The 12966-nt window shown below is 61.5% G+C and carries 16 protein-coding genes and 1 pseudogene; 4 read left to right on the top strand and 13 right to left on the bottom strand.

Annotated elements, in window-relative coordinates:
• Positions 1-185 precede the first annotated feature (185 nt).
• Positions 186-743, bottom strand: coding sequence for a cytochrome b/b6 domain-containing protein (locus EOA75_RS17995; RefSeq protein ID WP_127324786.1), 558 nt, complete (start codon positions 741-743; stop codon positions 186-188).
• Entirely contained in the window at positions 718-1137 is a 420-nt protein-coding gene (locus EOA75_RS17990) for a DUF305 domain-containing protein (protein WP_127213872.1), read from the bottom strand. Before EOA75_RS17990 ends, EOA75_RS17995 begins: the two co-directional genes overlap by 26 nt.
• Positions 1138-1242: 105 nt before the next feature.
• Between EOA75_RS17990 and EOA75_RS17985 the strand changes: the two are divergent.
• Positions 1243-1704: pseudogene (locus EOA75_RS17985) on the top strand (SOS response-associated peptidase family protein).
• 52 nt (positions 1705-1756) lie between these two features.
• Here EOA75_RS17985 and EOA75_RS17980 read toward each other — a convergent pair.
• The 7 genes from EOA75_RS17980 to EOA75_RS17950 form a co-directional block, all read right to left on the bottom strand.
• Positions 1757-2314, bottom strand: coding sequence for a hypothetical protein (locus EOA75_RS17980; RefSeq protein WP_127213871.1), 558 nt, complete (start codon positions 2312-2314; stop codon positions 1757-1759).
• Complete coding sequence (locus tag EOA75_RS17975) at positions 2311-3093, bottom strand: DsbA family protein (protein ID WP_127324785.1); 783 nt, start codon at positions 3091-3093, stop codon at positions 2311-2313. The genes EOA75_RS17980 and EOA75_RS17975 overlap by 4 nt, the downstream gene beginning before the upstream one ends.
• A gap of 37 nt (positions 3094-3130) precedes the next feature.
• A complete protein-coding gene (locus EOA75_RS17970; RefSeq protein ID WP_245466661.1) occupies positions 3131-3814 on the bottom strand; it encodes an SCO family protein in 684 nt (227 codons plus the stop codon).
• 60 nt (positions 3815-3874) lie between these two features.
• Entirely contained in the window at positions 3875-4411 is a 537-nt protein-coding gene (locus EOA75_RS17965; RefSeq protein ID WP_127324783.1) for a TlpA disulfide reductase family protein, read from the bottom strand.
• 7 nt (positions 4412-4418) lie between these two features.
• On the bottom strand, positions 4419-4859 hold the full coding sequence (locus tag EOA75_RS17960) for a DUF411 domain-containing protein (RefSeq protein ID WP_127324782.1): 441 nt from the start codon (positions 4857-4859) through the stop codon (positions 4419-4421).
• A 34-nt stretch (positions 4860-4893) separates the two neighbouring features.
• The gene (locus EOA75_RS17955) at positions 4894-6270 is read right to left on the bottom strand and encodes a multicopper oxidase family protein (protein WP_127324781.1); all 1377 of its coding nucleotides are present in this window, start codon (positions 6268-6270) and stop codon (positions 4894-4896) included.
• A gap of 201 nt (positions 6271-6471) precedes the next feature.
• Positions 6472-6864, bottom strand: a complete 393-nt coding sequence (locus tag EOA75_RS17950; RefSeq protein ID WP_095832656.1) for a hypothetical protein — start codon at positions 6862-6864, stop codon at positions 6472-6474.
• A gap of 119 nt (positions 6865-6983) precedes the next feature.
• On the opposite strand from EOA75_RS17950, the gene EOA75_RS35615 reads away from it, so the two are divergent.
• A complete protein-coding gene (locus tag EOA75_RS35615) occupies positions 6984-7172 on the top strand; it encodes a DUF1059 domain-containing protein (protein WP_095832655.1) in 189 nt (62 codons plus the stop codon).
• A 178-nt stretch (positions 7173-7350) separates the two neighbouring features.
• Here EOA75_RS35615 and EOA75_RS17940 read toward each other — a convergent pair whose 3' ends face one another.
• The 4 genes from EOA75_RS17940 to EOA75_RS17925 form a co-directional block, all read right to left on the bottom strand.
• Complete coding sequence (locus tag EOA75_RS17940) at positions 7351-7791, bottom strand: YqaA family protein (RefSeq protein WP_127213866.1); 441 nt, start codon at positions 7789-7791, stop codon at positions 7351-7353.
• A gap of 13 nt (positions 7792-7804) precedes the next feature.
• Complete coding sequence (locus tag EOA75_RS17935) at positions 7805-9325, bottom strand: multicopper oxidase family protein (RefSeq protein WP_127324787.1); 1521 nt, start codon at positions 9323-9325, stop codon at positions 7805-7807.
• Positions 9326-9372: 47 nt separating this feature from the next.
• Positions 9373-9837 carry a Cu(I)-responsive transcriptional regulator gene (gene cueR / locus EOA75_RS17930; RefSeq protein ID WP_127324780.1) on the bottom strand — a complete coding sequence of 155 codons (465 nt, stop codon included), beginning with the start codon at positions 9835-9837 and terminating at the stop codon, positions 9373-9375.
• A 70-nt stretch (positions 9838-9907) separates the two neighbouring features.
• Positions 9908-12370 (bottom strand): heavy metal translocating P-type ATPase, encoded by a 2463-nt coding sequence (locus EOA75_RS17925; protein ID WP_206517008.1) that lies wholly within the window; start codon positions 12368-12370, stop codon positions 9908-9910.
• Here EOA75_RS17925 and EOA75_RS34535 point away from each other — a divergent pair.
• Together EOA75_RS34535 and EOA75_RS17920 are read left to right on the top strand one after the other, a co-directional pair.
• Positions 12255-12512, top strand: a complete 258-nt coding sequence (locus EOA75_RS34535; RefSeq protein WP_206517009.1) for a hypothetical protein — start codon at positions 12255-12257, stop codon at positions 12510-12512. The genes EOA75_RS17925 and EOA75_RS34535 overlap by 116 nt on opposite strands.
• A gap of 128 nt (positions 12513-12640) precedes the next feature.
• On the top strand, positions 12641-12844 hold the full coding sequence (locus EOA75_RS17920) for a heavy-metal-associated domain-containing protein (RefSeq protein ID WP_127324778.1): 204 nt from the start codon (positions 12641-12643) through the stop codon (positions 12842-12844).
• Positions 12845-12966: the final 122 nt, after the last annotated feature.

The raw sequence follows: 12966 nt of genomic DNA, 5'->3' as shown, positions 1-12966 counted from the left end.
CTCGCATTGATTCAATATGCACAAGCTGCGCCAAGCGGCCCTGCAGGATTTTCGGTGAAGAACAGGAGGTCACCGCCATAACCCGCTAGTCTCGGGTCGGCGATCGATCTGCGAAGGGGCGCACACACAGCTTTGAGGGAAGATGGACTGGCTTCGGCCGGCGGGCTTTTTTCGTGAGCAGCTGTCTAGTTTCGGTTCAGCCATTGGGTCGTCATCCGTTCAAAAACCCCGTCCCGTGAAAGCAGAAGATGAACGAGCGCAGCACCAATGTGCACTAGCGTTGCTCCGCAAAACGCCCAAAAGAGCGCACTGTGCAGAGCCAGCAGCCGGGCAGTTCCAAGCCACGGAATTTTCGGAGCGAACGGGATCGGCCAATACCCGAAAAGCTTGGGTGTCGACATGAACGGCATGGGCTGATGGCCGAGCCAGCCTGTGGCGATCAACGCGATCAGAATGGCATACAATGCGAGGTGGACAGCCACCGCGGCCGGGCGCTGAGGTTGGGGTGCCTGCGTCACCAACCTAAAAGCCATCCTGCAAAGGCATAGGGCAAAAAGTGCGAGGCCAAGGGACATGTGGGTTGGCATCCATCGCATCGCAACGGCGCCGCGCTCATTCATCGGCCCTAGGGTGATGACGATTTCCCAAACCAATAGCCCGACCGTCAACCAATGCAAAAGCCGCAGGGGCCAAGCCCAAGCAGCTGCCCGGGGATCCTCATTGTTGCTGCTTGTGCTTCGCAAGCCAGTCCTTCAGTTCGGCAATTTCCTTGGTCTGAGCGTCAATGACCTTTCGGGCCATCTTTTTCGTCCAGGCGTTCTTCCCGTGCGCCAGTTCGGCCTTGGCCATGTCGATCGCGCCTTGATGATGAGGGATCATTCCACAGACGAAAGCGATATCAATGTCCTTCGCCATCATGCCGGTCATCATATCGCTCTGCATCGCGCCCATACCGGCCATCATGTCCTTGTGAGCCGCGTCCATTTCCTCGAACTGCATCCCGCCACCTTGGTGGCTCATGTCCATAGCCGCCCCTGTTTTTTTACAAGCTTCAGGCAGCCCGTCCTCCTGCGCCATCGCGGCAATTGTAAGACTGCCGAGTGCAAGGGTGGCTAGGGCAAGACGTTTGAAAGCCATTGGCGTTCTCCTACAAGCTGATGCGCGCGCAGTTTGGACAATGGAAGGTAGGTCGTCCAAACGTATCGTCAACGCGCATATCCTGCGTCGCCAGGCTAGTTCGGCCTGGTTTCCGGGGCGACCAGCGGCCGACGCATGCTCCAGCTTGCCTCCATGACATTCGGCTTTCCCCCTGTCCGGTACGAAAGGCGGCCGGTGTTCAATCTCCGGTCTGAGGGGCGACACTTCGCAAACAGCAGGCGCTGTCTTGTGCCGGCATCGGCCTTCTTCGAGTTCACCGGAACGAAGTACCCGAAGGCAAAGCACCGATTTACTCCCAACGGCGCCCCGTTCATGACAATCGCGGGGCTTTGGCGCGAAGCGGGCGGCAACAACCCGCCGTCCTTTCGCATGCTGACGACCGGTCCTGGCCCGGACGTTGCGCCCTATCACAGCCGTTAGGCCGTAGTTATTCAGCCGGAGAACTGGTCCGCCTGGCTGAACCTGACAAAGCCGGAAGGTGAGTTGCTGCGGCCGCTTCCACCCGGGTCTCTTTTAGTTGAGACGGTTCGTCCTGAGGCACAGTGACCATTCTGTCGCTTTCCATCATCGAGACCTGGCCACTCTGTCGTGTAATCGATCATTCGCCTCCGCCGCAACCGTCCGACAGATTCCAGACATCGACGATCTGTTCGCCCGTGAAGCCGTGCTCGCGGATCAGGTACTTGGCCAGCCCCCCATACACACCCCAGCGCCAGCACTGGCAGCAGCACGGTCCTTTTTCGTTGGAGTTGGCCAATGCAAAGTCGTAACGGCGCTGTTCGTCGGCAGTGAGTTGCCGATCATAGTAGTGGATCATTTGCTGCGCGGTGACGGCCGGAATGTCGTATGGGTCCTGCGGGATCATCGCGATGACGCGGTATTTCACCAAGCCCTTTACCTGCTCGGTATAGCGTTTCATCTCCATCGGGCTGCAGCACGAGCCCTTGATCCGCGACATCGGCGGCATGGTCGCGATCGACGCCGTGAATTTGGGGGAGCAGGTGGCGTTGCCGTTCTGGCTAAGATCCTGGAAACGACTTGCCAGGCCGGCGTCGTCCTGGGCCTGTGCCGCAGCCTTGAATCCCGGCAGTCTAGGCATTGCCGTGGCGGCGATGACGCCCAAAACGATCTTTCGCCGAGTTGGGGTCGCGTTCATTTTCGTGTCCTGGCCTGTTCGAGCAGTTTCTTCAGCGTCGCTAGGTCGGTCGCTCCAGGAAATATCTGATCGCCTACGACGAAGCCTGGCGTGCCGGTGATCCCTAGCGCCTGCGCCAATTCAGTGTTGCGGTCGATCGACGCCTGGATATCGGGCTGCTGCATGTCGGTCTTCATGCGGTCGACATCGAGGCCAGCATCGGCGGCGATCTTGAGCACGGCTGCCTCCGTCACTCTCGTCCTAGAGCCGTAAAGCGCTTTGTGAAACGCGGCGTATTTGCCTTGCTTATCGGCTGCCAGCGCGGCTTTCGCCGCGAATACCGAATCCGGGCCAAGGATGGGAAACTCCTTGTAGACGATCCTGAGTTGCGGATCGCCTGCAACGGCCTGATCCATGATCGGCGCCATCATCCTGCAATAGGGGCAATTATAGTCGAAGAATTCGACAAGGGTGACATTGCCCTCAGCATTGCCGCCAACCGGGCTTCGTTTGTCGCGGAAGAGGTCGTCCGCCCGCGTCTTGACCACCTGCTTTACTTGGGCGGCCTGCGCTTGGCGCTGGCGCTGGTCCAGACTCTGCAGTGCCTGCACGAGAACCTCCGGATGGGCCAGGATATAGTCGTGTATCCGCTGATCGAGCTCGTCATGGGATATTTCGCCCGCCGCAATCGCCGGTTCCCGAGCGCCGGAATCGAGCAGGAACCATCCCGCCAGGCCAGCAATGAGCAGCATGCGGACGATGCCGCGAGGACGGCTTGCCTGTCTTGCCGTGGTGAACATGGATTTCCTCTTAATTTGTCCGTTGAATGGTCCTGTGTCACAGCAGGTTCCGCAATCTTGCCAGCCAGCCTTTCTCCGGCTCGGTGTGCGGTCGTTCAAGGTTGTTGGTGAGCGCGTTGATCATGGTGACCAGATTGACCGGGGCGAAGTTCAGGCCGTGGAAATTCGCGCGCCAATGGCCCTCCTTGTCGATCACGTGCGTGACGATGCCGTGCATCTGGTAGGCATCGTCGGTCAGCGTGAATTTGTGGCCGAAGGCTTCGGCAAGCTTGCCGGTCGCGTCGTCGGATTGATCCTGCGTCGTGGTCAGGAACAGCCAGTTGGCCGGATCGAGCCCATGCGCCGGCCCATAGGCGCGCAGCACGTCGGGCGTGTCCCGCTTCGGATCGGTGGTGACAGTCACGAAAATGACCTGGCCCTTCATCGGCGTGGCGTTCACCATCTGCTGCACCTCCGCGAGCTTCTCGGCATGGAGCGGGCAAACGTCGGGACACGAAGTGTAGACAAAGTGCAGCACCACCACCTTGCCGCGCAGGTCGGCGAGCCGCACGACGGCTCCATCGGCGGCGCGCAGCGTGAAATCGGGGGCCGGCTTGTCGATCGCCTGAAAGTACTTCTCGTCGTCCTTCAGCAGCTCATTGACCTCGTCCAACGAATGCGCCCGCGCGCCAGGGATGAAGCTGGGAGCCAGCACCGCTATGGCAACAAGCCCGCGCAGCATCGGCCCCCATCCATTCCAGGTCGACAAAACTCCGCACGCTCTGGTTCGCAAAAGCATCGGTTATTTCCCTTCTCGGTTCGCGGCGATAAGGCCGCGGATGAACTCGGTCATCTCGGGCGAGTCCCATTCGGCCGGGCCAATCAGGCGGCCGATCTCCCTGCCGCTGCCATCGATCAGCAGGGTCATCGGAAGACCGGGCGCGCCGAGCGTGAACATCGCCTTGGCCGAGCTGTCGATGTTGAGGGCAAGATGCATGACCCCGGTCTCGGCGAAGAATTTCTTCACGACATCGGGTCCCTTCCGGTCCATCGACAGCGCGACGACCTCGAAGTCTGGCCCGCCGAGCGTGGCCTCGAGGCGGTCGAGCGTCGGCATTTCCTTCCGGCACGGGGCACACCACGTCGCCCAGATATTGAGCAGCACTAGTCTGCCGGAATAATCCTCGAGCGTTTTCTGCTTGCCCGCGCCGTCGGTGAAGCTGATTGCGGGTAAGGTGGTGGGCGTTTCCGGAACGACAAAATCCGACGTCGGCCCGGCCGCCGCCGACCCCGCAACCAGCAGCAGCGCGAGCGCGATGACAAGGTTGGCAGACGTCATGGCTCCCTCACTCTGTCGCATAGACGGTCGGCGCCTTGCCGTCCTTGGTGAAGGCGTAGATAGTCCAGGTCTCGCTCTTTTCGCCGCCCATGCCGGGCGCGCCAGCCGGCATGCCAGCCAGCGTGATGCCCGCGATGGCAGGTCGCTCGGTCAGAAGCTTCTTGACGATCTCGACAGGCACCAGACCGTCGACCACATAACCGTCGACCATCATCGTATGGCAGCCTTCGAGGTCGGCGGGCACGCCGGCATCGCTGCTGATCTGAGAAAGATTGTTGACCGGCTTGATGTCTACCTTGAAGCCGTTTCGTTCGAGATAGTCGGCATAAGCCTCGCAGCAGCTGCATTGCGGGTTCTTGTACATCACCGCGTCAATCGTCGCGGCGAGGGTCGGCAGCGGCATGGCGATCGCGAGGCCGATGGCGGTGAGGGCATGAGGCAGTTTCATAGTCGGTCCTCCTTTGAAATTGCTATGCGAAGGATCAGGTCACCCGGAAGACGGTCATCAGGCCTGCCATCTGGTGGTCGGCGACATGGCAGTGCAGCATCCAGTCGCCGGGATTGTCGGCTACGAAGGCACATTCGACCGTGTCCTTCGGCGCGAGCAGCACCGTGTCCTGCCATTGCCGGTGCGACACCGGCGAGCCGTTGCGGGCAAGGATCGACAGGCTGAACCCGTGGACGTGCATCGGATGCCACCAAGCCGTCTGATTGCGAATCGTCAGGTGGCAGGTGACGCCTCGTCGCAGCGTGAACTGCGGTACCATGCCGGCGTGACCGTCGCCGGTCATCGACATGCCGTTGATCGCCCAGGCAGCCGTGCCGTTCATGCCCATGTTCATGCCAGACATGCCCATCATCCCGCCGACGCCCGCGAGCTTGCCGCCGCCCATCATGCCGCCTTGCAGAACGATCTCCTGTCGCAGGGCTTTGGCGAGATCAGGCTCCGGCAGGGGATTGCGCGGTAGCGCAGTGGGCCGCTCCAGGGGATGCACCCTGAGCGGTGGCGCCTTGTCATAGGCAAGCGTGGCCAGCGTGTAGGCAAGGCCGTCGTAGAACTCGTCGATTACGCGATACCGGCGACCCGGTTTGCCTTGCATGTGCAGCGCCATGTCGACGCGCATCGCCGGCCCCAGCACGACGCGGCCGTCGTCCGGCTCGTGCGGGTCGCACGGCTGGCCGTCGATCGCCAGGATGACCGGCCGGTGGCCTTCAAAGCGCAGCGCCATCATGCGGGCAAGCGCGGCATTGGCGAGCCGCAGCCGGATGCGCTCGCCAGCGCGCACACCGTGATCGGCCGGTGCCGAGCCATTGATGGTGACGAGGTTGCCGATCCGACCTGACATCGTGGCATCCATCGCGCTGCCGAAGCCACCGGAGATCTGGCCATCGGCGGCTAGCCGCCAGTCCTGCAGCAGCCAGATCAGATCGCGGTCGAATTCGACAAGCTCTGCCTCCTCGACAATGAGCGCGCCCGCAAGGCCTCGACCGAGCTGCACCAGGCTGTCGGCATGCGGATGATACCAGAAAGTGCCGGCATCCGGCGGCGTGAACTCATAAGTGAAATTTGATCCCGGCGCGATCGGGGGCTGGGTCATCCCGGGCACCCCGTCCATGGCGTTTGGTAAGCGGATGCCGTGCCAGTGAACGGTGGTGTCCTCGGCCAACCCGTTCTCTACAGTGATCCGCACCGGCCGGCCTTGCCGTAGGCGCAGCACCGGGCCGGGAATGGTGTCGCTGTAGGCCCAGGTCGGAGTGGATGGGCCGCCGGGACCAGTCAGTCGCGCCTGGCTTGGCGCCGCCCTCAAGGTCCGTTCGTCGATGGCGGATCCGCGGGCGGGACGTATTGGCAGCGACATGGCAGCCCCTGACGCTGCAGCGAGAAAAGCCGCGACGCGACAGCAAAAGACGTGAACCGGAATTCATTTATGCGCTCTACGATCTCGATCTGCGACGGGCATTGCGGCATGAACCGGATTGCCGTGCGCGCCCGCATCACGATCGTGTGCAAAGCGGGCGATCAGACGCCAAGGATCAGCCGCTGTGCGGCCGATACGGCATCAGATGAGAGCAGTGGGTCGGGGAGGGGATGGGTCGGGCAGGGAACTTCGCCCGCGAAGAAGGGGAGTGGGCAGCGCCCGGAGCTGCTGCATGCCCGGCACGATCATCACGGCCGGATCCTGCGGCAGCACCGCGAGGACGGGGGCGATGCAATCCGGCGGACAATGCATCGGGCCAGTTTTGCCGCTTGTGTCCTTGCACGCCTTGCAGTCGTGGTGCATGGCGCCGTCAGCCATCTTGCCCATTCCGTCAGCGGCCGGCATCGCCATGGCGTTCTCGCTTGCCATCCTCGACGACATGACGCTTGCCTGGGCGACAGACAGGCTGAACCCGGCGGTCAGCAAGACCGCGAGCAGCATGGCCAGGAGGTGTTTTGGCGACAATCGAGCCATTGTCGGCCTAGCGTAGGGCAAAGTCCGGGTTTTGCAAGTCGCAACGTTGACCGAAAATTCATTGACAAGAGCGGCGTTCACTCGCCTCCTTAAGTGTTCTCTAATGTACGGAGGCAGCAATGCCATACACGTATCGATGCAGAGATTATCCGGGGATGGAGGCTTGTCCGGGGAGCTTCACGGCAGAGAGCGCGGAGGAAGTCATGAAGCATGTCGAGCTTCACGCGAAGTCTGCCCATGACGAAGACCCCAATCAATGGTCCCAAGAGGATCGGCGGCAGTTGCAAGCGCTGGTGATCGCCAGCTAGGCCTCAGCGCCGATGACCGTAAGGCTGTCGGCATATTCACTCGGCTGGCGCGAGATCGGCGATCGCAGATTTTCGGCGATCTCGACGGACGGTGCTCTTCGGTCCGCGATTGTAGCAGCCCGTCGCGCCTTTTCGGTCGACTCTTTTCGCCCAAATGCAACAAGGTTGAGGGCGCCGGTTAATTCGCCGCCCATAGACTTACCAGGGTGACTGCTGCGTACCTCGCCGCCTTTCCAAGGCCGACTAAAACCACGAACAAGGCGAGCCGGACCCGTGCCGCGCCTGCCACGACGGTGAAAGCATCTCCGACCACTGGCAACCATGCGAACAAGAGCGTCCACGCGCCATAGCGGCGAAACATGCGGCTCGCCCGCTCAAACTGCCGGGGAGTGATAGGGATCCATTGCTTCGACCGGAGCGCGTCGATCCCCCGGCCCAATATCCAGTTCACAACCGAGCCCAGCGTGTTGCCGATGGTAGCAACCGTAAAGAGTAGGGCCGGATCGCCCCGACCGGTCGCCAATAGGCCAACAAGCACGACCTCAGACGAAACCGGCAGCACCGTTGCCGCTAGGAAGGCGCTGACGAACAGCGAACCGTAGACTGCCAGCCCAGTCACTATGAAGGGCCGATTATGCCCGCACGTCGACGATACCCATCATGCCGAGCTGTTCGTGCTCGAGGAGATGGCAGTGATACATGCGCTGGCCTGGTCGCTCTTGTCGAAACAAGAGCCGGACCGTCTCGCCGCGTGCAACGTTGACCGTGTCTTTCCAAGCAAGATAGGGTGATTTCGTGACCTTGCCGCCGCGCTCGTGCTCGATTACCTGGAACTGCGTGCCGTGCAAATGGAACGGGTGATCCATGTCGGCTTGGTTGACGATCTCCCAGAGTTCGGTCTGACCAGCCTTAGAGACAATGTCGATACGGCCCATGTCGAAGGCCTTGCCATTGATCAGGAACCCCATCTGCCTATCGGTGGCAGTCATGGTCATGGTTTCGGTCAACACGAGGCGCCGGCTGGCGGTGGGGTTCCCGAGCTGAGCGATCGGCCGCAGTCGCTCGGGAATCGGGGGCACGGGCCCGGCAAGATTGTCTGAAACATCGACTGTGAGCAGCGTCAGCCCGGCATCGGCTGGACGGCCTGGGCCCATCCAGCCGCGGTCGTAGTCTAAGGTGTATAGCGTAACGGGGCCTGACTTCTCGAAAGATACGACAAGTTCAAGACGCTCCGCCGGGCTGAGCAGGATCTCCCTTGCTGCCACCGGCGCCTCCAGCAGCCCGCCGTCGCTGCCGATGATGGTCATCGGCGCGCCATCGAAAGCGAGTTTCAGGTAGCGCGCATTGGTAGCATTATAAAGCCGAAAACGCCGTTTCGCGCCCATTCCCACCGAAAGCTTCGGGTTCTTCTGCCCATTGACCAGTACGTGGTCCCCGACGCGGCCGTTCATCAGGTCCGTCATAGTGTTTTCGGGCATAGAGCCGTCGGCGGCGAGCCTGAGGTCGGTGAACACGAGCACGGTGTCGCCATATTCGGCCGGCACGGGATCGGTTTTCGCCTTGACCACGAATGCGCCAGCCAAGCCGCGATAAACCTGCTCGGCTGTCTTGCCGTGCGGATGCGGATGGTACCAGTACGAACCGGCCGACCCTTCCGGCAGGTCGAAGACGTAGACGCGGTCCGCCCCCGCGGCCACAGGGTACATCGGATTGCCGTCCTGGTCGGCCGGTACCGGCATGCCATGCCAGTGGATTGTGCTTTGCTCGCCCTCGATCCTGTTGGCGAAGGCGATCTCGACCCGGTCGCCCTCATAGGCCTCGATCAGCGGCCCGGGGCTCATACCGTTATAGGCAAGGATCGGCGTGTCCAGTTCTTCGGCGAACCGCGCGACGGTGGGTTCCGCCGTCAGCTTTGCCTTGAAAAGGCCGGGCGTGCTGGCCTCGTTGGCAAGCAGTGGCAAATTGCGCAGCGCCTCGCCCTCGGGAAGGGCGACGGCGCCTTTCGCCATGGGGCCCATGTCGTGCCCGGCATGGCCACTCATATCCATTCCCGGCATGGAGTCCATGTTGGACATGTCCATCTTCGTTTGCGCCAGCGCCGTGGAACTGGCCAAAGTCGCCAAGCTTGCCACAAGAAATTCGCGTCGATGCATGTAATTATCTCCTAGGTCAAATTCCGCGTCTCGAGTACGCGCAGTGTTCAGAAGGCGTGGCGAGGCCGGACGCCGTCGACGGCGGGCTGCCGACGCTTGCGGGGCCTGGCTGGTCCAGCGTCGTGCCCGCTGGAAAGGTCTTCGATGATCGGACAATGCGGCCGATCATCCCCCTGACAATGCTCAGCCAAATGACGCAGCGTCTTGGACATATCGCGAAGCTCGCGCATCTTCCGCTCGAGTTCCGCGACATGCTCCAGGGCGATACGCTTGACATCGGCACTGGTGCGTGATCGGTCGCCCCAAAGGGCGAGCAGATTGGCCATCTGGTTTACCGAAAAGCCGAGATCCCGGGCGCGCCGAATGAAGCGTAGGGCATGAATGTCGCTGTCCGAATAGACGCGATAGCCGGCGTCGGTTCGGGCGACATTGGGCATCAGGTCAATTGACTCGTAGTAGCGGATCATCTTGGCCGAGACACCTGACGCGGCTGCGGCTTCACCAATGTTCATGACTCTCCTTTCTTTCAATCTCTGCGACGCCTGCAGCTGGACGCTTGGTAAATAGGTCTGCACATTTCTGTCACGCCGCTAAGGCTTTCCCGGAAGCTTGTTTGGCTTGTGATCCGTCGTGCAGCGGTGCGCGGAAGCGTCTGAGGCGCAATGCATTGCTCAAGACAAAGACGCTCGAAAGAGCCATTGCGCCAGCGGCGAGCATCGGAGACAGAAGCGTCCCGTAAGCTGGATAGAGCACGCCGGCGGCAACCGGGATCAGCGCAATGTTGTAGGCAAAGGCCCAGAACAGATTCTGACGAATGTTAACGATCGTTGCCTTAGAGAGCGCGATCGCATTCGCCACGCCGCGAAGATCACCCGACATCAAGACGACGTCGGCGCTTTCTATGGCGATGTCCGTACCCGTTCCGATTGCGATGCCGACATCCGCAGCGGCGAGTGCCGGTGCGTCATTGATGCCGTCGCCAACGAAGGCAACGCTGGCGCCATGCCGGCCGAGCCGCTTGATGGCGTCGACCTTGCCATCGGGCAGCACCTCGGCGACAATTTCGTCGATGCTGATATGCCGTCCGATCGCCTCCGCCGTGAGGCGGTTGTCGCCGGTCACCATGGCTACCCGAAGGCCAAGCGCGTGCAGCGCCTCGATCGCCTTTGGCGTCGACGCTTTGATCGGATCGGCAACCGCGATGATCGCGGCAAGCTTGCCGTCGATGGCGGCGTAGAGGGGGGTCTTGCCCTCGTCGGCAAGACGCGTTGATGCCGCGGCAAAAGCCGAGATGTCCAGGCCGAGCCGGGTCATCAATCGGTCCGCGCCGATCACGAGCTCGCGGCCTTCGATGGTTGCACTGACGCCGAAGCCAGGGATGGCGACGAAATCGTTGACATCGGCAAGCACGAGGCCGCGACGCTGGGCCGCTCGCACGACCGCCTCTGCGACCGGATGCTCAGAGCGAGCCTCGACGGAGCCGACAAGCCGCAGCACGTTCGCTTCACTGAATCCATCTGACACGATGAAATCCGTCAGGTCGGGTCGGCCCTCGGTGAGAGTGCCGGTCTTGTCGAGCGCGATGATCGTGGCGTCACGCAACGTCTGCAGTGCATCGCCTTTGCGGAAGAGCACACCCAATTCGGCAGCGCGTCCAGTGCCGACCATGATCGAGGTAGGCGTGGCGAGGCCCATTGCGCAGGGGCAGGCGATGATGAGCACCGCGACCGCGTTGACGAGCGCGAACGCGAGGGCAGGGTCCGGCCCGAAGAAGAACCAGACCGCGAAGGTAAGCACGGCAATCGCGATGACGGCTGGCACGAACCAGGCCGTGACTTTGTCCACGAGCGCTTGAATCGGCAGCTTTGCGCCTTGGGCAGCTTCGACCATGCGAATGATCTGGGCAAGCAGCGTCGCCGCGCCGACCTTGGTGGTACGGAAGGAAAAGCTGCCGGTCTTGTTGATTGTGCCGCCCACGACTTCTGCGCCGATGCCTTTGGCGACAGGCAGCGGTTCGCCTGTCATCATGGACTCGTCGATGAAGGATGACCCTTCGACGATCTCGCCATCGACGGCTATCTTCTCGCCCGGTCGCACCACGACCATGTCACCCACCCGAACTTCGGTGACTGGCACTTCGACCATAATGCCACCCCTAACGACGCGCGCCGTCTTGGGCTGCAGGCCCACGAGCTTCTTGATTGCCTCGCTGGTCCTGCCTTTAGCCTTGGCTTCCAGAGTACGGCCTAGCAGGATGAGTGTGACAATCACGGCCGCCGCCTCGTAGTAGACGTAAGCTGTGCCTGCAGGCAACACATTGGGCATGAAGGTCGCGACAAGCGAGTAAGCCCAGGCGGCACCAGACCCGAGGGCGACAAGCGCGTTCATGTCAGGCGCGGCCTTCAGCAGCGCCGGCATGCCTTTGCTGAAAAAGCGGAAGCCGGGGCCAAACAGGACCGTCGTGGTGAGTAGGAATTGCGAGCGCCAATTCCATTCGCCGAGCGTCATCATCACCCAATGATGGAACGCTGGCACGAGATGAGCCCCCATTTCGAGAACGAAGACGGGCAGCGTCAGCAGGGCTGCCCAGGTCAGCGAACGGCTAAGCGCTTGGATTTCTGAGGCGCGTCCATCGCGCTCGCGGTCCTGTCCCGGATCCGACAAGATTTGCTGCGCCTTGTAACCGGCCGCAGCCACCGCGCTTTCAAGCGTTGCGGGCTCCACGGAACCCGTCGCGACGCGGACGGTTGCGCGCTCCGTTGCAAGATTGACAGTGGCGTCAGTGACGCCGGCCACAGCCTTCAGCGCCTTCTCGATGCGCCCGACACAAGAGGCACAAGTCATTTCCTCGATCGCAAATTCGAGCGTGCCCGTGCGCGCCTGGTAACCGACGGCCGATACCGCTGCGATTACCGGAGCAAGGTCGGGCTTGCCGGCAAAGGTCACCTCGGCACGTTCCGTCGCGAGATTGACCGATGATGAGACGACGCCAGGGGCTGCGGCGATCGCCTTTTCGACGCGCCTCACGCAGGAAGCGCAGGTCATGCCTTCAATGCCAAGCTGGATCACGGGATCGGAATCGGATCCAGCTGGTGCGTCGCGAGTGATGGCGTTCATATTCCGCAACTCCATTTTTGGTGTTGCAGCGACAGATAAAGGTTCCAGTGATGGGAAGGTCAAGAGCTAAATTTCGCCTGTGATCATTTAGGCTCGTTCACAATCATTTAGGCTCGTTCACATCGAGCAACCGCCCTTGACCTTACCATCATGGGAAGGCCCATATCTGTTCGCCAGATGCGAAAAAGGAGAACTGCAATGCTGAAACTGAAAGTTCCTGACATGAGCTGCGGCCACTGCGCCAGCACGATCGAAAAGGCGGTAAAGAGCGTCGATCCTGCCGCGCGCGTGACGGTCGATCTCGGGTCATCGACAGTGGCTGTCGAGACCAAAGCGGACGAAATAACGATCCGCGACGTCATCAACGCTGCAGGCTACGACAACGAAAAAGCGGCTGCTTAAACGAACACCGCTGAGCCCGGCACGGATCATAAACGTGCCGGACCGCGTGCATTACACCATTTAAGCCGTGCCGCCCGATGCCATGAGGCGGAAATCAAGGGCGGACACATGCTCATCCAACC

It is taken from the genome of Mesorhizobium sp. M1A.F.Ca.IN.022.07.1.1, from assembly GCF_003997575.1.
Classification (GTDB): Bacteria; Pseudomonadota; Alphaproteobacteria; order Rhizobiales; family Rhizobiaceae; genus Mesorhizobium.
Note: the sequence above shows the minus strand (reverse complement) of the source record. Positions and strands in the feature narration are given on the sequence as shown.

Bases quoted from the DNA above. Each gene is read 5' to 3' on its own strand.
- EOA75_RS17990 (WP_127213872.1), bottom strand. From the start codon at position 1,137: ATGGCTTTCAAACGTCTTGCCCTAGCCACCCTTGCACTCGGCAGTCTT.
- EOA75_RS17980 (WP_127213871.1), bottom strand. From the start codon at position 2,314: ATGAACGCGACCCCAACTCGGCGAAAGATCGTTTTGGGCGTCATCGCC.
- EOA75_RS17975 (WP_127324785.1), bottom strand. From the start codon at position 3,093: ATGTTCACCACGGCAAGACAGGCAAGCCGTCCTCGCGGCATCGTCCGC.
- EOA75_RS17970 (WP_245466661.1), bottom strand. From the start codon at position 3,814: ATGCTGCGCGGGCTTGTTGCCATAGCGGTGCTGGCTCCCAGCTTCATC.
- EOA75_RS17965 (WP_127324783.1), bottom strand. From the start codon at position 4,411: ATGACGTCTGCCAACCTTGTCATCGCGCTCGCGCTGCTGCTGGTTGCG.
- EOA75_RS17960 (WP_127324782.1), bottom strand. From the start codon at position 4,859: ATGAAACTGCCTCATGCCCTCACCGCCATCGGCCTCGCGATCGCCATG.
- EOA75_RS17955 (WP_127324781.1), bottom strand. From the start codon at position 6,270: ATGTCGCTGCCAATACGTCCCGCCCGCGGATCCGCCATCGACGAACGG.
- EOA75_RS17950 (WP_095832656.1), bottom strand. From the start codon at position 6,864: ATGGCTCGATTGTCGCCAAAACACCTCCTGGCCATGCTGCTCGCGGTC.
- EOA75_RS35615 (WP_095832655.1), top strand. From the start codon at position 6,984: ATGCCATACACGTATCGATGCAGAGATTATCCGGGGATGGAGGCTTGT.
- EOA75_RS17935 (WP_127324787.1), bottom strand. From the start codon at position 9,325: ATGCATCGACGCGAATTTCTTGTGGCAAGCTTGGCGACTTTGGCCAGT.
- cueR (WP_127324780.1), bottom strand. From the start codon at position 9,837: ATGAACATTGGTGAAGCCGCAGCCGCGTCAGGTGTCTCGGCCAAGATG.
- EOA75_RS17925 (WP_206517008.1), bottom strand. From the start codon at position 12,370: ATGACCTGCGCTTCCTGCGTGAGGCGCGTCGAAAAGGCGATCGCCGCA.
- EOA75_RS17920 (WP_127324778.1), top strand. From the start codon at position 12,641: ATGCTGAAACTGAAAGTTCCTGACATGAGCTGCGGCCACTGCGCCAGC.